At 32.6% G+C, this 22,436-nt stretch carries 15 protein-coding genes; 1 reads left to right on the top strand and 14 read right to left on the bottom strand.

Annotation, left to right across the window (positions count from 1 at the left end):
• Window positions 1-125: 125 nt before the first annotated feature.
• The 14 genes from bsdtb5_RS06400 to bsdtb5_RS06335 form a co-directional block, all read right to left on the bottom strand.
• Window positions 126-2,495 (bottom strand): ABC transporter permease, encoded by a 2,370-nt coding sequence (locus bsdtb5_RS06400; RefSeq protein WP_271715202.1) that lies wholly within the window; start codon window positions 2,493-2,495, stop codon window positions 126-128.
• 2 nt (window positions 2,496-2,497) lie between these two features.
• Complete coding sequence (locus tag bsdtb5_RS06395; RefSeq protein ID WP_271715201.1) at window positions 2,498-3,259, bottom strand: ABC transporter ATP-binding protein; 762 nt, start codon at window positions 3,257-3,259, stop codon at window positions 2,498-2,500.
• A gap of 163 nt (window positions 3,260-3,422) precedes the next feature.
• Entirely contained in the window at window positions 3,423-4,607 is a 1,185-nt protein-coding gene (locus bsdtb5_RS06390) for a HAMP domain-containing sensor histidine kinase (RefSeq protein WP_271715200.1), read from the bottom strand.
• Between the two features lie 24 nt (window positions 4,608-4,631).
• A complete protein-coding gene (locus bsdtb5_RS06385) occupies window positions 4,632-5,333 on the bottom strand; it encodes a response regulator transcription factor (protein WP_271715199.1) in 702 nt (233 codons plus the stop codon).
• Window positions 5,334-5,926: 593 nt separating this feature from the next.
• A complete protein-coding gene (locus tag bsdtb5_RS06380; protein ID WP_271715198.1) occupies window positions 5,927-7,564 on the bottom strand; it encodes a TlpA family protein disulfide reductase in 1,638 nt (545 codons plus the stop codon).
• A 58-nt stretch (window positions 7,565-7,622) separates the two neighbouring features.
• The gene (locus tag bsdtb5_RS06375; protein ID WP_271715197.1) at window positions 7,623-9,434 is read right to left on the bottom strand and encodes a hypothetical protein; all 1,812 of its coding nucleotides are present in this window, start codon (window positions 9,432-9,434) and stop codon (window positions 7,623-7,625) included.
• A 364-nt stretch (window positions 9,435-9,798) separates the two neighbouring features.
• Window positions 9,799-10,896 carry a non-hydrolyzing UDP-N-acetylglucosamine 2-epimerase gene (gene wecB / locus bsdtb5_RS06370; RefSeq protein WP_271715196.1) on the bottom strand — a complete coding sequence of 366 codons (1,098 nt, stop codon included), beginning with the start codon at window positions 10,894-10,896 and terminating at the stop codon, window positions 9,799-9,801.
• Between the two features lie 13 nt (window positions 10,897-10,909).
• On the bottom strand, window positions 10,910-13,144 hold the full coding sequence (locus tag bsdtb5_RS06365; protein ID WP_271715195.1) for a cellulose biosynthesis cyclic di-GMP-binding regulatory protein BcsB: 2,235 nt from the start codon (window positions 13,142-13,144) through the stop codon (window positions 10,910-10,912).
• Between the two features lie 8 nt (window positions 13,145-13,152).
• Window positions 13,153-14,439 carry a glycosyltransferase gene (locus tag bsdtb5_RS06360; RefSeq protein WP_271715194.1) on the bottom strand — a complete coding sequence of 429 codons (1,287 nt, stop codon included), beginning with the start codon at window positions 14,437-14,439 and terminating at the stop codon, window positions 13,153-13,155.
• Window positions 14,440-14,457: 18 nt separating this feature from the next.
• Entirely contained in the window at window positions 14,458-16,074 is a 1,617-nt protein-coding gene (locus bsdtb5_RS06355; protein WP_271715193.1) for a DUF2334 domain-containing protein, read from the bottom strand.
• Window positions 16,064-16,927 (bottom strand): GGDEF domain-containing protein, encoded by an 864-nt coding sequence (locus tag bsdtb5_RS06350; protein WP_271715192.1) that lies wholly within the window; start codon window positions 16,925-16,927, stop codon window positions 16,064-16,066. Before bsdtb5_RS06350 ends, bsdtb5_RS06355 begins: the two co-directional genes overlap by 11 nt.
• A 167-nt stretch (window positions 16,928-17,094) precedes the next feature.
• Entirely contained in the window at window positions 17,095-18,633 is a 1,539-nt protein-coding gene (wsfD, locus tag bsdtb5_RS06345) for a glycan biosynthesis hexose transferase WsfD (protein ID WP_271715191.1), read from the bottom strand.
• 238 nt (window positions 18,634-18,871) lie between these two features.
• On the bottom strand, window positions 18,872-21,181 hold the full coding sequence (locus tag bsdtb5_RS06340; RefSeq protein ID WP_271715190.1) for an AAA family ATPase: 2,310 nt from the start codon (window positions 21,179-21,181) through the stop codon (window positions 18,872-18,874).
• Between the two features lie 18 nt (window positions 21,182-21,199).
• Complete coding sequence (locus bsdtb5_RS06335; protein WP_271715189.1) at window positions 21,200-21,496, bottom strand: ATP-dependent Clp protease adaptor ClpS; 297 nt, start codon at window positions 21,494-21,496, stop codon at window positions 21,200-21,202.
• 308 nt (window positions 21,497-21,804) lie between these two features.
• Here bsdtb5_RS06335 and upp point away from each other — a divergent pair, with 308 nt between their 5' ends.
• Entirely contained in the window at window positions 21,805-22,434 is a 630-nt protein-coding gene (upp, locus tag bsdtb5_RS06330; RefSeq protein WP_271715188.1) for a uracil phosphoribosyltransferase, read from the top strand.
• Window positions 22,435-22,436 lie beyond the last annotated feature (2 nt).

The raw sequence follows: 22,436 nt of genomic DNA, 5'->3' as shown, positions 1-22,436 counted from the left end.
AACATACATAAAAAATGCCAGGAAAGCATAATTCACTTAACTCTCCTGACATATGTTTATCATAGTATATATTAATTCAAAGGTTTTTAACTTTTTTGACTGACTTTATCAATGTCGTTCTTATATTATTCCTGTATCAGATTCTTAGGTGATACTCGCTTCATCTTACCTGATATCATATAAGAAAATAATGCTGTAAATCCACACACACACAGAATTGGTATAAGTAAATTAGCCATGGTATATTTCGTCACATAATGAGAGATCCCCATATTTCTTAACAGGATACTCATCAGTTGATTATTACCTAAGAAGTTCAATAGCATTCCAATGATACTTCCAATTAACGTTACAATGACAAACCGTATTGTAAACTGCCTTCTTAGACTCTTCGTTGTGAATCCTAATGATTTATAGATACCAAGGTCCACTTGTTCTAAGCGAAACATCTTATGACACAATAGAAAGGATACCACCGCAACAAAGATAATCGTTAATACATAAGTAATTGCTGTTACTGCGTTAATAGCTAGAATTACAGTATGATTTGACTCATCTCCTTCTGCATTACTATCATGAAATGCAAGTTGATCTTTCTCACTTTTATATTGTTCTTTCAAATGTGAAACGAGTTCTTTGCTCTGCTTCCGATCACTAATTCCAATGTCTACACTATGAATTGCAAATTTAGGGTTTATTCTTTTCATTCCTGATAACAACATCGTGAAATTCTTACCCGCATCACTTGTGTTCTGATAGATTCCTACAATCATATATTCTGCTTTCTTACTACCTGATTGAATCTTAACTTTATCACCAACTGTTTTCTTTAGTAGCTTGCTCAGAATATCCGTAACGATAATCTCATTCTTATACTTAGGAACTCGCCCCTCTAGAGGATAGATTACATTCTTCGTGTCGCTTATGAAATGTCCTAAATACTCTCCCCCATCTAGAGTTAGATACCGATTCGTTATCTGAAACTCTTTCGTAATCTTGGTCTTACTTCGAATATAATTAATTATTTCATCTATTTTACTTTGTTCTGTATCTTTTGAATAATTAATAGAGATATCACTTCCAATGGAACCAAAGATCACATCCACATTATCATCTGAACTCATCTGTTGAAGAGAGGTTATCGTGATAGCAAAAAAGGTTAGGATTATCATAATAAGAATCGTACTAATATAGCGTTTCATATTACCAACAAGATTCTTTAAGATTAGTCTAGTACCTAATGGCATTGGTATCTCTTTGGTAATAGAAAAGTCTATGTGACTTGCAAAATACACTGGCTCATGACCAAGTGAAATTGCTTGCACTGGAGATATTTTCAGTACTTTTCTTGACTTTATCTGAATATAGAAAGCAATGATTATTACGAATACTAATAGTACCCCAATACTCTCTTTTACTCTGATCTGATTGCTTACTAAAAGGCCATTCACTGGTATAAATATACGATTAATTTGCACAATTCCTATTTTACTAAGAAGCATACCACTTATAATTGCTAGTATACTAGCTAACATATATTGTAGTAATAAAATAATCCGAATCTGTAGTGAAGTAAAACCTTGTGATTTTAAGATCCCAAAGGAAACATATTCCATCTCAATGTTCGTACTCACGTTATGTCCAATAATCATAAGCGTTACAACAAATAAAAGGATGGCAAAAGCCCATAAGATTCCGCTTAAGACTTTTGTAAATAAAAGTGTATAGCTATTTGCTTCTTCCTTAAGAAGAGTATACATTGACATATTAATAAAGCCAGTTTTATCATTTAATTGCTTCTTCAATTCATAAGCCTGATTTTTATAAGAATCCTTTAAATAAAGATTCATGATCTTACTATTTAGAAGCTTTTTGCCATCTGCTTGATTGGTTAGTTCAAGTAGATCTGTTTGATTTATCATTAACATTTTAAAACCCAACATACTTGCACCGATAAATGGTTCCTCGATAAATTCTGCTATTCGAAACTTTTCTATACCTTTTGGTGTCTTAATCTGAGCAGTATCCCCAATGTTACAGTGATACATATTCTGAAAGGCAATGGGAACATAGATTTCACCTTTTTTAGGTTCTGTTAAATTATCCTTCTTATACGTTAAACCATCCTTAGTAAAGAAATGATATGGATGAGCATCTGGCTGGTACGATACAAAATATACCGAACTGGAAGCTGACTTACCATTAAGTGAAAAATAATCACTTACGATACTATCTACTACTTCAATATGCTTAACTTCCTTTTCCTTTTGTAACTGTTCTACCGTTTGCTGATTATATTTATCCTTTAGAATAAAACTTGCCATATCTGGCACATTCGAATAGTTACAAGATTCTTCTACTCCCTTTGTTACTCCAATATTCACACTAATGATTGTTGTTAACGATAATGCGATAATAAACACTAATAGAAATATGCTTAATATACTACCTTTTTTTCTTTTTAGATTTGACCTTATAATCGTAAGAATTGCCATTCCTACCACCCCCTTGCAGATAACCAAGCAACTACCTGCTTCTCTGCTGCAACTGCATTATCCTTAGTATAGCGAGGTAATTTCATATCTCCAACCACTTTACCATCTTCTAGATATAGTATACGATTCGCACGGATGGCCGCTTTTACATCATGTGTAACCATAAGAATGCTCTGGCCTTCTTCGTTAATCTCGGTCAACAGATCTAGTATTTCAATTCCAGATTTTTTATTTAACGCTCCCGTTGGCTCATCTGCAAATAGCAACTGTGGCTTGTTAATAATAGCCCTAGCAATACAAGCTCGTTGTTGTTGTCCTCCTGATACTTGAGAAGGAAGGCGTTTCTTACAATCCATTAAGCCTACCAGGTCTAATAATTCGCTTGCTCTCTCATTAACCTCTTTATGACTATTTTGCTTTAAAAGATAACCAGACACGGCTACATTTTCATATAAGGATAGATTCGATACCAAATGCATCTGTTGAAAGATAAAACCGAACTCTTTCCTACGAAGCATACTAAGTTCTTTTTCTCTATTCGAAGTTATATCAATTCCTTGATATAATACCTTTCCTGATGTTACTGTATCCATTCCACTCAAAGAATACAAGAGAGTAGATTTGCCAGAGCCTGAGCTACCCATAATGACTGTAAAATCACCTTGAATAAGTTCGAGATCAATATGATCTAGAACATGATTTTGAAGTCCATTGTTCGCAAAACTTTTACATAAACTATCTGCTTTTAATAATACCTGATTCATAGATTCCTCCTGATAATTGATATATCTATTAGGAAATGATGAGTTTCAATAATGTAAACCTTCATTTCTTGTCTATATCTATTTCTAATTCATTTTCTTGTTGTTTTTATCTTAGCAGATAATTTATTAAGAAATCTTTAAGAGTTTATATTTAATCTTTTTATTATGATAAACTTGATTCATACATTGGGATCTCTAACGTAATCTCCACACCATTACTGTTATAATTATTAAGATCTACACTTCCATCCATTTGTTCCATGATATATTTCACTATATATAATCCTAACCCTGCTCCTGGCTTATTCTCTATATTTTTACCTCGATAGAACTTTTCAAATAGAAATGGGATATCTTCCTCTGATATGCCTTTTCCATAATCTCTAATATGGCATTCCAACTGATGATTATTTAGGTTAAAACTGATTTCTATCCTACTTTCACTAGCATATTTTTTTGAATTGCCAATAACATTCTCTAATACTTGTTCAAAACGCCTTATATCTAGGCGTACTTTAACATCCATCACTTCATTTAGTATCACAATATTATCGTTTTCACCTATGATTTGTTCAAGTATAGGAGTTATTACTTTCTTTGCATCACATACTTCAAGATTCATCACTAATTTATCTAGATTAGATAGGGAATGAAGAAAGAGATCGTTTGATAACTTGCTAACTTCATCACATTTGTTCATGATCACAGAAAGATATCTCTCCCTTCTCTCTGCACTCGTATCCATATTAGCTAGTAAACCTTCGGAATAAGCACGAATGGATGCAATTGGTGTTTTAATATCATGTGATATCGTAGCAATTACTGTTTTATTATTCTCTATTGCTTCTTTCTCACACGCTCTGGCCTTTTTTACCTCTTTACGCATATGATCGAATGCCCAGGTAAATGCTCCGAATAGGTTCTGCCTCTCATATTGAAGTGGTAAGTCAAGATTTCCACTCGCAACCTCATTTGCATACTTCTCTAGACGTTTAAATGGTCGTATCACAACATAATAAATATAGATAAATATAATGAATATAAAAATAAGACACACACTGTATACAATCGCAATATAAATGAGAATCTTATGACTATTTCTTTGAACTGATTCATTTCTTAACTCATTTTGAAGTAATTGAATTCTCTTATCTAACTTTTCCTTTGTATTACTATCACCTTTTTTTATGGCTAATGTGGTAAGTTCTTGTATTTCATTAAGATCCACGATTCTTTCACGATAATTCATCTCACGATTATCCTTTAGAATCCATATCGTTAGAACAGCCATTATGAGAGTTAAGATAGTAATAAAAAGGATTCCAGTTTTTATGATGTTATGTTTCATTCATTCTCATGCCTTTCTATCTATTTATTCCTTATCTTCTAATAGATACCCAACACCCCATACCGTTTTAATTATTTTAGGTTTCGCTGGGTCTTCTTCAATCTTTTCTCTTAGCCACCTAATATGCACTGCTACTGTTGACAGCTCAACTTCTGCATAGGTTCCCCATACATCAGATAAGATTTTTTCCTTTTTTAATACTTTATTTTTATTTTCAATTAAATACAGTAATAAATCATACTCTTTTAAAGATAGTTTTATTTCTTCTTGAATTTCTTGTTGCAGACGATATACTTTTCTTTTTGTTCGATCTATTGTTATATTTACTACTGTGATACATTCTTGTTCTTTCTCAAATCCATACGCTCTACGTATATTTGCCTTAACTCTTGATAAAAGTTCTTGTAAGGAATATGGCTTTGACAAATAATCGTCTGCTCCAATCTCAAGCCCCGTGATTCGATCTGACTCACTCGTTCTTGCACTGATAAAAATAATTGGTACTGTGGAATATTTTCTTAATTCCGTACAGAACTCAAAGCCAGTTCCTTCTGGAAGATTAATATCTAGGAGAATTAATTTATATGTATTCTTGGTAATGTGATCATAGGCATCACTTATAGAAGTAGCTCTATCTACTGTATACCCATAATCTTCTAACATATCTTGTGTAATGCTTGCCAAATCATTATCATCATCAATGATTAATATATCTTTTTTAGCCATAAAGACCTTACCTTTCTGTTGCAATAAATTAGTACGTTTATTGAATACTTTTGATGTTGGGGTCAAAAGCCTTATTTTAGTGTACTGAGTGTATATCGCTGTATAATTATGAATTTTGGCTACCTTTCCCTTAATAAAGTTTATAAAACAAACTTATCATATTTTTTACAAGCCTCAAAACAAGTGACAAGTTTATGTATAAACTTTACTCACTTACGTTCCTATTTTACTTTGAGTCTTGACAAAATATAAACGATACTTTCGGCCGGACTACGCCAAAATTAATAATTATACATCAATATACACAATGTAAGTTATCAAAGGCTATTTAACCCCAACATCATACTTTTTAGTGTGTCAAAAGTCCATGTCCAGTTTTTGAAACGAGCAAAGCTCGGCGCATTTATATAATAAAAGTCCTATTTTAGGTTGTTGAGAAAAACTTTTTACACTCAAATCAATAGCTAAATTATATTATAGAAGTAACTATATTACAATAAAAGCACTTTAATTAATCTATCTCTTCTGCAAGTTTAGTTTGTCAAAACTGTTCTTACAGAAGAAGATACCATTAATATAAAGTGCTTTTATAATCAAGGATTCTTATCTGCGACTGCATAAGCTATCATTGGCATAATCTGATCAAATGAGGTAATTCCAGTTCCATCTTCTAATCCAAATGCCCCATTATAGCTTAATGCAGTATCATGAATTCTCATAATCTCCATTTTCTTTAATGCTAGTGCTCTTAAGTCTTTATCACCAATTTCGTCTGCAATCATAGATACTAAGGCATAGATTGCTGTTGACTCATATTGATAACCTTCAACTACTTTACCATCAACAGAATAACGTGCTTTTATGCCACCATTATTCATTTGTTGTTTTAACCAATCTATCGTCTTCTGTTGTATTAGGTCTTCTCTCGCAAGGTGCAATAAAGTAACCATTGCTTCAGCCATATTAAGATCATTCGTCTGGTATGAATTATTATCGTAATTATACCAACTATAGTAGAGAGGAAATTCACTGCTAATCAGACCCTTTTTCACTATAGATAGAGTATTCTCATATGCTACTTTATATTTATCACTGGCTGCATTAAGACTTTGCATTGCTTTAAAATCTGCGAAGCATAATGTAAGACGGTTCGAATATGTCTTACTTGAGAAATCATAGCAATCCACATAATGATTGTTATTTATTGCGTATTTTTCAAATGCTACATTATACTTTTCAATATCTGATGTATATCCTCCCCATAATCTATTTGCCTGTATAATTGCCTGATAGATTCGAAAATCATCAATAAGAGCATTGGTACTACTAACCTTTTTATTTGACACTTTCCATGATACCATTCCCTCCGTCCACATATTTTTACGGATAAATTGGAGTGTTTTATAAAACAGACTCTGATCTTCTTTTATCGTAGCATATTCTAACATTGCTCCCTCTGATTCGCTTAATACATCACTAGTTAAAGTTTTACTTTTATCCTTGTCATAGACATTATGAATTCCTCCATCTTCATCCATCATGCTATTTGTTATAAAATTACTTGTAACTACATCACTTCCTGTCATAGCATCTTGTAAATAGGAATCAAAGATTGTGACTCTGGTCATTTGCTTTGGACTGATTGCTCTTACTATTCCATTAGCATCAATAAATAATGTAGTAGGAATATTATGAACACCTAACGATTCATAGGCTTTTAGTCCATCATCATAGTAAGTATCTATGTCGATATTATTCTTTTCTAGATATTTAATGGCATTTGCTTTTGATTCTTTTTTATGATCTAATTTGTTAACAAGAATCATTTCAACATTATCATATTTTTTTAACTCCTCTAAGAATTGATTGACAAGTGGCATCTGTTGTTGGCAATCCGAACACCAGCTTGCCCAGAATGTTACAATAACCGTTTTTCCACGATAATCTTTAATCGAATGCTCTTTACCGTTTGTATCAACAAAAGAAAAATCAGGCACTTGCTCATATACATTACATCGTTCTGGTAAAAGTAACGTCTGATCAGAAAGTCCTTCTTCTCTATTCTTAACTTTCGTCTTATCTTCTACCTGATTATTTTGACTCGTAGACCTGTCTTTTATCTCAACCTTTTCTCTTATTAAAAGCACAATAGATATCAATAGAATAACTCCTATTAATATAAATATTTTATGTAACATCTTTTCTATTTTCTTTAATCGTTCCTCATTCATAAGTAATTCTCCTATGACTAATATACTTGTCTACTTGGATTTCTTCATGAGATATAAATTAGATTACTTCCTCTTCTTTATCTTTTTCGTCAAACACTTCATTATTGTCTTTACCATATACCTCAGAAACCGTCATAACAACATGACCATTTTTAAGTGCCTCCGTCATATCAAAGGAATGGCTCATTTCTTTCTTCACCAATTCCTGAATCCTTAATTTTTCTGCTTCTAATTCTTCAATTTCATTTTGACCTTCATCCTCCAATGTTAAGGCAAGTTCCCTCTCACATAGTACATTTCCAACTGTTTGTTTGGCATCTTCGATAATCCATTCAACCCCCATACCTGCTAGAACTATAAATATCTGTAATACAAAGTAATGGTATCGATTTTGGCTTTCCACAAATAAATGCATTCCGACAGTTCCGATATAGATTAAAATAAGCAGAATTGCATAAGATTCTTCTTTCTCTTTCTTTAGTAAATACAGTAATGCCACTAACGCGAAAAAAACCGTCATAATATATAGAATGTTATTATAGTCCCTGATTTCATATAGAAAATCACTTTTAGCTTTTGTTAAATGCTTCTGTTCATTTAAGAAAGTAAGATTCCATGTAGATCCATAATCGTCATTTCCCCATAGTAGTTCATACTTGGCAATAAATAAATTAAAGATTCCTTTTGGATTCGAGGTTAATCGCTTAAGGGCTATGTTCCTACATGCAATATGTGCCTTAGAAGCAGAATTTGTTTTCTCCATTGTATTCTCTAATAGATTCGCATCCTGCTCATTCCATCCACCAACAGACTTTATATTTAACCCAACTAATAGGTTATAACCGAAGGACTCCGCTGAAGATGGAAGTGTTTTATCCACTGTTAACTCAATATTCGATGTAATAACATTGGATATGATAATGTACGGTATTAAGATTAGGATACATCTTCGCCATCCTTTTTCAATTAATCTTAATAGAAGTGGCAAGTCATTGCGTGGTAAGTTTGCTAACTTCATTTTCTGTGGGAAAATACATAAGATAATCGCAATCAATAGGATTAACGCCATTGGTCTGATTGCTGCAGTTAATGCAATTAGTACACCAAGTAAAACATGTGACAACACAACCTTCAGTGGCTGCTTCTGATTCATATCCTCATCCTTCATGGATGTAAGAAACAGTAAGATACACAAATAAAAGAAAAATGTAAATGCATATTCTGCAGATAACATTGTTATATAAAGTATTTGAGATGGCCAAAAGGCACATAGTACCAATGCTACCATGCCTGCAATTCGACCTTTTATTAATCTTGCAATACGATACATTAAGTATACAGTTCCAACTGAAAAAAACACATTCACATATTGTCCAACTATAACACTCGTTCCAAACCATTCAAACGCTTTCTTTAATATGTAGCTATACCCCATTACATGTGGGAATAATGCTATATAATTGCAATATCCTTTCCCTTTTTCCAGAATATCTCCACTTTTTAATAGCTTCGCTATCTCATAGTAAGTCTTATAGTCCGATTCCGGTTTCATTGGAATCTTCTGAATGATAATAATTCTAATAGCTGCTGCAATTACTAAGATAACTACAACAATCACAATTTGTATTATTCTAACCCAATTTTTATTCTCAGAAAAAATCATTGATAAATGGAGCCTTTCGGCTAGATTTCCCAATAACTTAATTCCAATCCACACCCCTAACAAAGTAAAGATTAAAACACCCTTTAATAGGTCTGGATATTCTTTATCGCCTCCAAGGAATGTAAATCCGCATATCATAACATATAGTAATCCAATAATTGCAAGAGAAATACAAAAATTATTAAACCAATTTCTTTTAAGTTGCATATTTACTCCCAAGCCTTTCGATTTTATAAACTATTTTATCCTCTATTCGTAAAATGATGACACTGAAAAAGTCCCTTATAGAATAACTTGCCTGAATATCACTGTATAAATATATGTGTTAAGATTTTGTTTTAAAGAGTATTAGAGATTCTTAATGAAAAAAGAATCATTCAATAATCAGAAGGAGTGCTGTTTGAGCGTTTCTCAGCGAGTTCGCTCCTTCTGATTATGTTTTGATTGATTCCATTTTCATTTAGTATCTCTTATACTTCTTTATCCAAAATCATAACACGTATATTTATACAGTGATATTCATCAACCAACTACCCTAAGACCACTTTTTCGGTTTCCAGAGAAAGATTCACTATAAGGTTCTACTAAGTATATCAACTATTTTCTTACAAGCGGTTCCATCACCATAAGGATTAGAGGCATGGCTCATCTTGTCATACTCTTTTTTATCTTGCAATAATTGACTAAACTCTTTCTCAATCGTACTTGTGTCGGTACCTACTAAGCGCAAAGTTCCAGCCTCTATTCCTTCTGGCCTCTCTGTTGTATCTCTAAGTACTAACACTGGCTTACCAAGTGCAGGTGCCTCTTCTTGTATACCACCACTATCAGTTAGAATTAGATAAGATTGATTCATAAAGTTGTGAAAATCAATAACATCTAATGGCTCTATTAATCGCATTCTTGGGTGATTACCAAATATTTTTTCTGCCGTTTCTCTTATCACTGGATTCTTATGAACTGGATATACCACCTTGATATCCTCTATCCTGTCAATCGTTCTTCGGATTCCTTCAAAGATTCGGTTCAATGGTTCACCTAAATTCTCTCTTCTATGTGCTGTAAGTAAGATTAGTCTTGAATCCTTTGCCCAATCTAACACTGGATTTTTATATTCCTTTGTTATTGTTGTTTTTAAAGCATCAATGACTGTATTACCAGTAACAAAGATACTATCTGAATCTTTACCCTCACGAATTAGATTGTCTCTAGCAGTAATGGTTGGAGCAAAATGATACTTAGCGAATAGTCCAACCGCTTGTCGATTAAACTCTTCTGGAAAAGGGGAATCTAAATGATAGGTTCGAAGTCCTGCTTCCACATGTCCTACTGGTATTCCAAGATAAAATGCTGCTAAACCTGTTGCAAAAGTAGTTGAAGTATCACCGTGGACAAGAACAAGATCCGGCCTTTCTTGTTCCAATATATCTTTCATCCCCTCTAATATCCTAGTTGTAACATCGAATAGAGTTTGATTTTTCTTCATTATTGCAAGATTGTACTTTGGAATTACATTAAAAATATGCAATACTTGCTCTAACATCTCCTTATGTTGCCCTGTTACACATACTACCGTTTCAAACTCTTTTCTTAATCTAAGTTCCATAACAAGAGGACACATTTTTATTGCTTCTGGCCTTGTACCAAATACTACCATAACTTTCTTCATATATGCATACCTCCTAATTTTTATCATCCTCTTTACCATTCTTTTGATAATACATACGAATACGTATCAATATAATGATGACTGCGATTAATAACATTACCATTACTGATGTAGAGATTATAGTAAAAAGTAAGGACTGCTTATGTTGCATTAATGTACCAATCACGGTAGGTTCTTTTACTTTGTCTACTTTATTGATGAATTGATAAGTCTTCAACTTTAAATCATGATCTATAATAGCACAATCCTTTGATAAGCTAAGACGTTTCTTACTACTCCTCATAAATTTATCAACATATGACAAGGAATCTTTATTTGTTGCTGTAATTGCCAATACACCTCGATTATTCGCAAAAGGTGATTCTAATAACTGCATAATAGCAATTTCACCAGCGTAACTATCCGATAAGATCAACTGTTCATTACTATTAAATTTATTTCCATCCTTCGTATAGGAAAAGTGTAACTTGTTATTCATTGACTTTATGACCTTATTGTCATTATAGGTACCTGCTGTAATTATATTGTAATCGGAATCTTTCTTAGAGAATTCGCTTTCCCTCTTTACACAGAAAGTACCGTATGGGTCAACTCCTTGACCGTACATTCCAATAATTTGAGCAAGAAGGTTCAATTCATCACTTGTTGGTTTATCTGATATTAACATCATTAAATCATTGAATTTTCCATCCGTACGAAATGGTGAAGGCTTTAAATCAAACGTTAATACAATTCCTGTTGATGCAGGTAAAAACAAAGTAGAATCTTCTGATACATAAGCCCATGGCATCTCATCCTGTCTAGGAGTACAGACTAAGTCTTTAAGTTCTAAGTCAAAGGCTATTTTTATACTTCCTGTTGTTGTACCAACCACATCCTCAGGCATAACAAAAGTTAACTCATCGCCTGACGCTTTACTTTTGGTTAACTTTTTACTCGCAACCGGAACATTTCCCCAGTATACAGTAATCATTGAACGATTAAAATCTAGATTATTGCTATAACGAAAATTCAATGTAACTTTACCAGCATCAGATAAAAAGTAATCTTCTGAAAAAGGAAGGAAGATATTTTGTTCCTGATGAAATGGACCTACAAAGGTCATACCACTTCCCATAATATCCTTAATTGTATAATTACCAGCTACCATCTTACTTAATGTTTTTGAGTTCATAGCAATATCTTTACTTCCATACTTCACCTTTGCTATACTTGTCTTTTCTTGTGATACACGATCTTCATCCATCAACATATATGCTGCTTCCAATAAACATTCATCTTTTTTAGATGTGATGATGAGTAATGGATTTCCTTTACTGTCATCCACAAAAGCTACCGTAGCATACTTGCTTAAGTTTGAAGAATCAGTAATCTTACTTTTATACTCACTTGGAAGATTCTCATAGTCAGATATTAGAATAGTCCGATTCGGATTGGTTTTCTCAATATCGGAAAGTAAGGAAAACTGGATATCATTTTTATTCTCCGTTTTACTACTTAAGTCTGACATTAGATTCATTGCTGCTGCAACTTCACCATCCGTTGCCTTATCTGATACGGCTATTGTTAAACCCTTTCCAGACGCCTCAGTTGTTGACATAAATGGATATGGGTATTCCGCTATCATATGATTTGTATTCTTTATATCATAACCACATCGAATAAAGGACGTATCATCAATACTCATCCAATTTGCACCCGAAAAATCATCCATACATCCTTCTTCATCATACAGTTTGGCATAACCTGAGATGGTAAGTGAGTTATAACCTTTTTTCACTAGTGAACGTGGTATTTTCACATACACGATTTGTGTATTACCTTTATTATAAGAAATAGCACACGACTCAATTGGTCTATTATTAATAGAAAATGTCATAGAAGAAGACAATCCTTCCATCAATTCACTGACATCATATTGTATTTGTGCGTATACATACTTTGTATCCCAATAATCTGGGACATAGAAAAATAAGTCTTTGCTTGAGTATATTCCTTTTAATGTAGTCTGCGAGAAAGATATATCTTTCGAATAATTAGCATTTGGCACACTTGGTTTACTTGTATTTGGCTCTTTCGCATTCTCAGGATTAGTAGATAATATTTGACTAATATTCTGCTCTCTTGTAGCCTTTTTCGAATCATCTGTACTGCTTGCTAATACAACTTGCTTATTAACAGGCAATATAGAGCTAATAAAAAATATGATAAATAGCACTACTCCCATATTCCTTAATTTTTTCCACATACCCTCTATCATCCTCTCTTCTTCTTTTTTTGAATACTGGTCTCTTCAAAGCGTTCCGTTTTATCCCAAACTACTTCTTTGTGATATATCTTATCTCTTATACTTGATATTCCAGCATTGATAACAACTGCAACCCACATCTTTGAATATGTAAATAACATTAATATAACGAGTAGCATACTTTCCAAATTAAACTCATTCTTTTCCACAGACAAAGTAATTAATACATTTAGAACGAACAATAAGATTGCCATTCCCCATAATAATGTAGAGAATCCACCAAGTGTTACATGACACAATCCTAATATACCTAATACAAAGATTGCATCTGAACAGATTAATGATGTTAACATCAATATATATACCAATGCATAATAGAATACATCTAGTCGCATTCTTCCAGCATTTTTATCAAAAGCATATTTGAAATTCTTAAGTAATACATAAATGTTCCCTTTTGCCCACCTAGTTCTTTGCTTAAACCACTGCTTTAATAGCTGTGGTTCCTGTTCCCAGGTGACCGCAAGTGGTACAAACTTAATATAATATCCCATACGATATAACCTGAAACTAATCTCAGTATCTTCTGACAATGCCTTCGTATCCCATCCACCCATTTTGTCAATAATACTTCTTCGAATTACGAAATTAGTCCCTGGGATTGTACATAATTTAAAGAAAAAATATCTTCCCGCTTGATTCATACATTGATAAGCTAATGTTTCAATATTCACAAACCTTGTTAATAAAGAGGCATTCCGATTTCTCGTTCTAAATTTTCCTATTACTGCACCAAGTTTTTCATCTTGCATTAGATTCTCTACTAATATTGATAGAGCATTAGGAGCTGGCGTATTATCAGCATCATATATGGCAATAACGCTACCAGATGCTACTGATAAAGCAATATTAAGTGCATTTGATTTTCCCTTTCCCCCTACAACTGAATCGGTATTGATAACAATTAATTTTCTCTCTGGATGTCCTATCTGAATCTCTTTTAATACCTTTGCTGAGTCATCTGTCGAATTGTCATTAATAACAATAATCTCATACCGATCGACTGGGTAATCAAATTCTAATAATGCTAACACAGTCTTACGAATGACAATACTTTCATTATGAGCAGGAACCATAACACTAACCATTGGGTATTCCTTCAAAGGAATATGCCCATCCGTTTTTTGAATCTTAATGATATAGAGAAATCCCCCAATTGAAAGGAAAATATTAAGAAACATCAATCCCCAAATTGCTGTTATTGCGTACAAGGATAGGCAATCTGCTAGAGACATGCTAACCACTCCTTTCGTCTAATCCTTATTTTTATGTAAAAAGTATTTTTGCCTGTTATAATATCTAGCAATTATAATAAATGATACAAATAGTAGCGATACGATAATAACCGCTATAATCAACTTTCTATTTTCCAATGATAAATCTTTTGAAAATCGTCTCAGCATATTTCTGTTATACTGAAAGTCTTTCTTCCCTTCGGATTTTTCATATTGTATTTTTACTTTTTTACCATTAACCATCATAATGTGATTCTTATATTCCATCAGGTCTTTATTCGTCCAAAAACTTTGTTCAATATCCCACAAGCTTTTTAATGGCACAAAAGAAGATTGACAGGCTTCTATCTTATTTGTAATCGTGTCCATATCCTCTAACATATTTATATATACCGCTGTTGATGATACTTTGGTATAACTTGTCCCAAGATCATCTAATGTTGTAACTGGAGATACCCACTGATGTCCATCTTTATAGACTCTATTCGTATTCATATTTATTGATTCATTTAACTGTTCATCATCTTCATTCGTAGTAAAAATTGTTCGAAAATGTTTCAATATTTCTATCGTATCAGTATTAAAAATCCAATTATGTGGTACCTCTAATGCTACTGGATATACGCCTTGATTCATATAAATTTGAAATGCTGTCGTAATCTTATCCAACATAAGACTTTTATTAAAGGTTGTCATCTGATTCAACGGACTATGCATAATAATAGCGCCACCATTTGCTTGTGCATAACGAAGCACTTCTGCAAATTGTTGCATTGCAGGGTAATCTCCATTACTATAGATTGGCATTACAGAGATAACAAATGGTTCTTCTTCTTGTATCATCAATTTTATGATTTTTAATAACTTCTCTGGATCTTGAAATGGATATACTTCATTGATAACCATATATTGTGCATATGGATGAGGATCCCCTTTATATGGCCATTTCCATTTCGCAACTTCTTTCGTAAATGCTGCCCTAACTATCTTATTATTTAGGTTCGCAACTGGAATATGGGTAATAAAGCCAGAAGATGCAGCGAAGTAACCTGTTGTATTTCCAACCACAATTTTGCCATTAGTATAATCGCTTGGCTTTCTAAGAAATGAAAAGGATGTTTCCCTCACCAGTCCCTCTTTCTTAACATTATTACTAAATTCATATGTTAATTTTCCAACACTTTTATTCTCACTAATATAATTGCTATCTCTTTTGGTATAACCTAGATATTCTTTCAAGAAATCATTACCTATAAATAACACTTTATACTTACTCTGATTTTTCTTCGCTGCCATTTTCGATTTTAGTTCTAATTGATTTAATTCTTCTAGTATTGATGTTGGATAGGAATCCAGGTTATAGCATAGGATATAGGAATACCGCTTAAGTTCCCCCATACAATCACTTGCTTTTGCAAAACTAACTTTAAAACTTTGGTAGGTTAGGATTTCAACGATATCCTTCACTTGCGAGATCGTGCTGTTATCAGCTTCATCCGAATAGATTACTAGGATTTGTGCATCAGGAATCTTAGCTTTCTCTTTGGCATATGACTCATTTCCTAATGTAATAAAGATAGCAATAAAGATGACTCCAATAAGGATAATTCCAATATCTTTTTTCCTATACATCATATTGAAGTTCGCTTTCCACCTTTTGTTTATATTGAATAATATCATCACCATATACTTCCTTATCATATTCTAGGCAAGCAATTCTTACTTCAACTCTAATTGATCTATTTTTCACTTGTTCAAACGCATTTTGCTCACTTAGTTTCTGCCTGATACGCTTAGATACAAAATCACTTCCTTCTTTGTTACAAGTTAGTAGAATTGCAATTGTTCCTTTGTTATCAATGGAATATATTCTGTCCTCTAATCGAATCGATTCGCCTACTAGAAAGGCTAGTCTCTGAATAACAGCTTCATAATTTGTTCTTGATAAGATATTACGTAATTCTGCTTCATCTCTTAGTTCAATAATCATTAACGATAATGATACTTTATTTCTTTCTGCATAGGCAATTTGTTTTTTTAAGTCATTATATAGACTTCGTAGATTATATAATCCAGTGAGTGCATTAATCATTACATAATCTTCTACTTGCTTTGCTAATCTTTCATTCTCCCTTTCTGTATCTTTATTTCCTTTTATAAATAATAGCATTGCTCCCACAGATGTAAGAGGTAGCAAAATCCATATATAGCAAACTAACGGTATCCTTCCATAGGAAGAGTATGCTAGGAATAATCGATATGCTGTATATACGATGATTTGGAATCCAGAGGATACAACCGCTAAACTTGTAAGTTTATATCCCGCAAATAATATTGCTAAAAAAACACCTATTAACATTACAAGTGATTCTATAAACATATCACTTGAAGCATTTCCAACCGTCAAAGCCCCTATAAAAATACAAGTGAGTAATAACAGCAAGCCAATATCCTGTGTTAAAAAACCAGTAACTCTTCTATTTACCATATCTATCCCCTTGTAGAACACCTCAATTCATAAGTGTCTTACTGCCACTATATAATAGGTTGAGAGAATTATGTGGCATTCCTTTCTCTTCTTTACTTTCTCGCAACCTTTTTAACCGTTTTCTAGACAAGCGATACCTAACAATATAGGTTCACAAAACGCAATATCTATATAATATTTATCTTATGTATAATTTCAGCAAATACAAAGTAAGATAAAATATCAATGCCAAGTCCAACTAGAAAACAATGTTGAATCATTTCTGCATCTCCACTATTCACGATTGTTATTATTGCTTGTGATAATAAAATAATAATAACCCCTATCAGATTATCTAAAAATACGGTACTTCGCCTATCATCATCTGGTCGTAAAGTGTACTTTTTACCAAATAATAACACGATTGCTATTGTTAGTAGAATTAGATATCCTATTGTTTTTGGTGCGGATGTATCTTTAAAGGTACTCCACGCTGACCAAAACAAACTTTTTGCTTTTTCTGGCATTCCAGCACTTTTCTGATAATTGCCACAGTAGCTTCTTCTAACATTTAGGCTTGATTTTATTGATATATTAATCATTCCAAATAATTTGCTAGGATGTCTTAGATAATATGCACCAATATCTAACGATGTATATTGATCCAAAAATCCATGTTTAAGTGATATATCATCTACCTTAATAAACGGAATGGAATCATATGCAGATACATCTGCTAACATTTCATATGACGGAGCAATATTAAACTCCTCTAACGTCTTCTCAGGATTATCCGATTGAAACAGTACCCCCCGTGTCATAGCATGGAACTTGCTTGTCTCATTAAAATCATTTCCAAGTTTTATAACACATAGTATTGATAAAAAGGCTAAATATAAAGCACTCAGCACACAAATCACGGACCATAGCCAATTTTTCCGTACAAATACCAACTTTATACAATAAACTGCTAAAATAATACCTATAATTGCACATTGTCTTTTGGAACTAATTAGAATAGAAGCTGAAGCAAGATATAGAATTAGGTATGCTAAATCAATATAACCACTCCTTTTTTCCTGAAATGATAGAGTAGCTCCAATACAATATAGCATTGTTATAAACCAGATTGCTTCCGGATAAAACGAATTAAAATATGTAATATATGCCACATCAGAGAATATTAATATGCCAAGTCCACCAATTACGAATCCCTCTGAAAATCGTTTTACTCTAGCACACGCTTGTTTAATAATTAAATAGGATGCTGGAAGATAGAATAACGAATAAATGAGTGCTAAAAATCGAATATCAAAAAACTTATCTCTAGTAAATATATCATCCATAAACACTGCTGCTTTCACAAAAAATACATGGCTAGAAATAACACTCTTAACCTCTTGTCCTCCCGATAATACTCTGGAGTAATTCTTCACAAAATAATTATTGTAGATATCCTCCTTATCTGTTTGAATATAATGTACATTAGTTGCATTCATTATTTTATCAAGCGTTCCATCATTAGCTACACCTTTGCAATTTGGTAAAAATAACATGATGGTAACTAGTAGTAGTGAAAATAACATGCAAAAAAATGCAATCAAAGATGGCGAGTATTTTCCTTCCATTCGTCGATTGACCTTTCTTTTCATATCATTCATTTTCTTTATAAAATACACTACTAACTTAATTCGTTCTACTGTCTTAGATTGCTCTCTCGATTCCATTCTTTTCCACCCCTATCATCACATCTAAAGACTAGTACTTATGTCCTATATATCTTAAATTTTAGCATATATATATCGTAAAGAAAAGTCTCATTCCATTTTTCGTTCTTGTATAAGCATTATAAAATGACATTTTCTACCATATTGTCAAATGAAGTCTTGCTAGGTTAGGTGTTTCTTTCATAAAAAAAGAAGTAGAAACTCTCTATTCCTACTTCTTTTAAAATTAATCTATCAATTATCGATATTCTATTATGATTGATGTCTTCTTATTTTTAGTATTAAAATCCTCTATTTTTTTATCTTCTGCTACATTAACACTAACACTTCCACCATTCTTAAGTTTTCCAAATAAAAGCTCCTCTACTAATAATGGTTTGATTTCTTCGTTTATAATTCGCTTGATTTCCCTTGCTCCATATTCTTTAGATACACCTGTTTTGGCAACATAATCAATAAGCTTTTTGGTAAACTTTATCTCCACTTGTTTCTCTTTCAATTTATCCTTGAATGCATTTAACTCTTTTTTTACAATTAGCAATGCCATTTCATCATTGACATGATGAAATGCAATCGTTTTATCTAGACGATTACGAAACTCTGGAGTAAATATTTTCTTCACTTCTTCAAAGATTGCCTCAGTTTTAATCTCCCTTGCATTAAAACCTAATGTACTCTTGCCTATATTTCTAGCTCCTGCATTTGAGGTCATAATTAAGATGACATTTTGAAAATCTGCTTTTCTACCTTGATTATCTGTTAAAGAAGCATAATCCATGATCTGTAATAATACGTTCTGAATATCTTCGTGTGCTTTCTCTATCTCATCTAATAACAAGACACAATGAGGCTTCTTTCTGATTGCATCGGTAAGAAGTCCTCCTTCTTCATAGCCAACATAGCCTGGAGGAGCACCAATTAATTTGGATGCTGCATGTTTCTCCGCATATTCACTCATATCGAATCTTACTAGATCGATTCCTAATATCTTAGCTAAAGATTTTGCAATCTCAGTCTTACCAACACCAGTTGGACCTACAAATAACATACTTGCTACTGGTTTATTCTCATCATTTAAGCCTGCTCTTGATAATTTAATACAACGAACCACTTCATCAATTGCTTCCTCTTGTCCAAATATGTTTTTCTTTAATTTTTTATCAATATTTTTAAGAATTGTAAGTTCATCTGTTTTCACAGTTTGCTTTGGAATACCACAGGACTTTGCAATTATTTCTTCTATTACCGATTCATCTACAATCTTATTTTTTGTATTTTTCGTTGCAATATAAGCACCAGCTTCATCAATAATATCTATCGCTTTATCTGGAAGATATCTTTCATTCATATATTTACTTGTAAGTGATACTGCGCTTACAAGAGCTTCTTTCGAATATTTGACTTGATGAAAATTTTCATAGCTTTCACTTAAGCGTTCTAAGATCTCTACTGTCTCATTAAAAGATGTTTCTTTAATTTCTACTTTACCGAATCTTCTTGCTAATGCTTTATCTTTTTCAAAATGCTTTTTATATTCTTCAAACGTTGTTGCGCCTATGAATCTTATATTGCCTTCCGTTAAATAAGGTTTTAAGAGGTTAGAAGCATCTAATGCTCCCTCGCCTAATGAACCTGCTCCTACAATCGTATGTATTTCATCAATATATACAATAGCATTTTGCATGTTCCTTAAAATATCTAGAAGACCTTTCATTCTTTCTTCAAAGTCTCCACGATATTTCGTACCAGCAAGTATCGATCCAATATCAATAGAATAGATCGTACTACTTTTTAGTTTCTTTGGAACATTTCCACTATTAATTCTTTCTGCTAGTCCATAAGTTACTGCTGTCTTACCTACCCCTGGTTCCCCAATATGGATAGGGTTATTCTTAGTCTTTCTACATAGAATCTGTATGGTTCGATTTAATTCCTCGTCTCTTCCAATCATAGAATCATAATTATCTTTCTTTACATATTCATTAATATTAATTGTGTATTTTTTAAGAAATGCAGCATTTTTATTCTCAGATTTTGTTTCACTAGTATTCTCACTACTTTGCCTAGATGTCACATCTTTATTCTCATCCATTGACGCATTATCCTTTAATTTAAAACCAAATGATTTCAGATCTCCATGGCAATATAGATATAAAAAATCTGCCATATTAAGCCCTTGTTCAAGTAAATAATACACCGCATAACTTTGATCCATAGAGAAAATGGCAGCCATTATATGCTCTAGCCCAACAATCTTTTTATCGCTTCCTAGAGCAATCTGTTCCGCCATTATAAAACATTCATCAAAAGAAACTGAATCAAGTACTTCATCCGTGCCTTTTTCCATATTCTCATCAAGATACTCTATAAGCCTTCTCTTTAGTGTTGCTATATTTGCTCCTAATTTACGAAATACATCCACGATATCTTGATTTTCCTGTAAAATTACATATAATAAATGCTCTAGGGTTACATATTCGTCTTTTCTTTCTTTTGCCAATTCATAAGCAAATGTATATGCACTAAATACTTCTTTCGTTGCATTCATATAAATCCTCCCCTCTTACTATTCTTCGACCGTCATCTTAAACGGAAATCCCTGATTTCTAGCCTCTCTCATCGCATGTGTTACTTTAGTCTTTGCTATGTCAAATGGATAAATACCTGCGATACCGTAACCTTTTTTATGAACATCAAGCATTATATCCGTTGCCTCTTTTATATTTTTATGAAAAATTCGAACTAAAATATCAACAACAAATTCCATAGTAGTAAAATCATCATTATACATTACTACCTTATAATGATGGGGTGGTGATATTTTTGTCTTTGTCTTATCAATTATCTGTAACTTGTCATCCATCTGTCTTCTATTCCTTTATACTATGACTTTTTATTATGCATACCTGTATATTTTTTTATAATTCTAACTTAATATTATCCTTATCATTATATCATATGATAAAATCTTTGTAAAATTAACCTTGCAATCTAAAGTTATAATGTTATAATGTACAAAGGAATATTTAATGCTTTATTTTACCTATATCAACAGCAAACGGCATCAAATTGGTTAGTTACCATTTTGTATTGCTTATTTTTTTGTAAAAAGGTAGATATAGCATTATAAGAACTTGAATAACGAAAAATTATATCTATGGAGGTAGACACATGTCTAAAGTTATTGTTATGAATCACCCACTTATTCAACATAAGATTGGGATAATGCGAATGAAAACTACATCTACTAAGGAATTTCGTGATCTTGTAAGTGAAGTGGCAATGTTAATTTGCTACGAAGCAACTAGAGAGCTTCCTCTTGCTGATATTGAAATAGAAACTCCTCTAGTAAAAACTATCGCAAAAGAAATTGCAGGTAAGAAACTTTGTATCGTTCCAATCTTAAGAGCTGGTCTTCATATGGCAGATGGTATCTTAAATCTTATTCCAAATGCTAAAGTTGGACATATTGGATTATATAGAAATGAAGAAACTCTTGAGCCAGTAGAATATTTCTGTAAGCTACCTATTGATGCAAGGGACAGAGAGATTTTTGTAGTGGATCCTATGTTGGCAACTGGTGGTTCCTCTTCCGCTGCCATTACTATGCTAAAAAATAAAGGAATTTCAAAAATTCATTTCTTATGCTTAATCGCAGCTCCTGAAGGTGTGGAACGTCTTAAAAAAGATCATCCTGATGTTGATATCTTCATTGGTGCTTTAGATGAAAGATTAAATGATAAAGGATATATTTTACCAGGACTTGGTGACGCAGGAGACCGTATTTACGGAACGAAATAATT

Origin of the sequence: Anaeromicropila herbilytica, from assembly GCF_016591975.1 — a bacterium.
GTDB classification, from domain to species: domain Bacteria; phylum Bacillota; class Clostridia; order Lachnospirales; family Lachnospiraceae; genus Anaeromicropila; species Anaeromicropila herbilytica.
Note: the sequence above shows the minus strand (reverse complement) of the source record. Positions and strands in the feature narration are given on the sequence as shown.

What these genes read in the sequence shown, in the direction of transcription:
- bsdtb5_RS06390 (WP_271715200.1), bottom strand. Translation starts at nt 4,607, where the DNA reads ATGAAACATAACATCATAAAAACTGGAATCCTTTTTATTACTATCTTA.
- bsdtb5_RS06400 (WP_271715202.1), bottom strand. Translation starts at nt 2,495, where the DNA reads ATGGCAATTCTTACGATTATAAGGTCAAATCTAAAAAGAAAAAAAGGT.
- bsdtb5_RS06365 (WP_271715195.1), bottom strand. Translation starts at nt 13,144, where the DNA reads ATGTGGAAAAAATTAAGGAATATGGGAGTAGTGCTATTTATCATATTT.
- bsdtb5_RS06350 (WP_271715192.1), bottom strand. Translation starts at nt 16,927, where the DNA reads ATGGTAAATAGAAGAGTTACTGGTTTTTTAACACAGGATATTGGCTTG.
- bsdtb5_RS06380 (WP_271715198.1), bottom strand. Translation starts at nt 7,564, where the DNA reads ATGAATGAGGAACGATTAAAGAAAATAGAAAAGATGTTACATAAAATA.
- bsdtb5_RS06375 (WP_271715197.1), bottom strand. Translation starts at nt 9,434, where the DNA reads ATGCAACTTAAAAGAAATTGGTTTAATAATTTTTGTATTTCTCTTGCA.
- bsdtb5_RS06335 (WP_271715189.1), bottom strand. Translation starts at nt 21,496, where the DNA reads ATGGATGACAAGTTACAGATAATTGATAAGACAAAGACAAAAATATCA.
- wecB (WP_271715196.1), bottom strand. Translation starts at nt 10,896, where the DNA reads ATGAAGAAAGTTATGGTAGTATTTGGTACAAGGCCAGAAGCAATAAAA.
- bsdtb5_RS06340 (WP_271715190.1), bottom strand. Translation starts at nt 21,181, where the DNA reads ATGAATGCAACGAAAGAAGTATTTAGTGCATATACATTTGCTTATGAA.
- bsdtb5_RS06385 (WP_271715199.1), bottom strand. Translation starts at nt 5,333, where the DNA reads ATGGCTAAAAAAGATATATTAATCATTGATGATGATAATGATTTGGCA.
- bsdtb5_RS06395 (WP_271715201.1), bottom strand. Translation starts at nt 3,259, where the DNA reads ATGAATCAGGTATTATTAAAAGCAGATAGTTTATGTAAAAGTTTTGCG.
- bsdtb5_RS06360 (WP_271715194.1), bottom strand. Translation starts at nt 14,439, where the DNA reads ATGTCTCTAGCAGATTGCCTATCCTTGTACGCAATAACAGCAATTTGG.
- upp (WP_271715188.1), top strand. Translation starts at nt 21,805, where the DNA reads ATGTCTAAAGTTATTGTTATGAATCACCCACTTATTCAACATAAGATT.
- wsfD (WP_271715191.1), bottom strand. Translation starts at nt 18,633, where the DNA reads ATGGAATCGAGAGAGCAATCTAAGACAGTAGAACGAATTAAGTTAGTA.
- bsdtb5_RS06355 (WP_271715193.1), bottom strand. Translation starts at nt 16,074, where the DNA reads ATGATGTATAGGAAAAAAGATATTGGAATTATCCTTATTGGAGTCATC.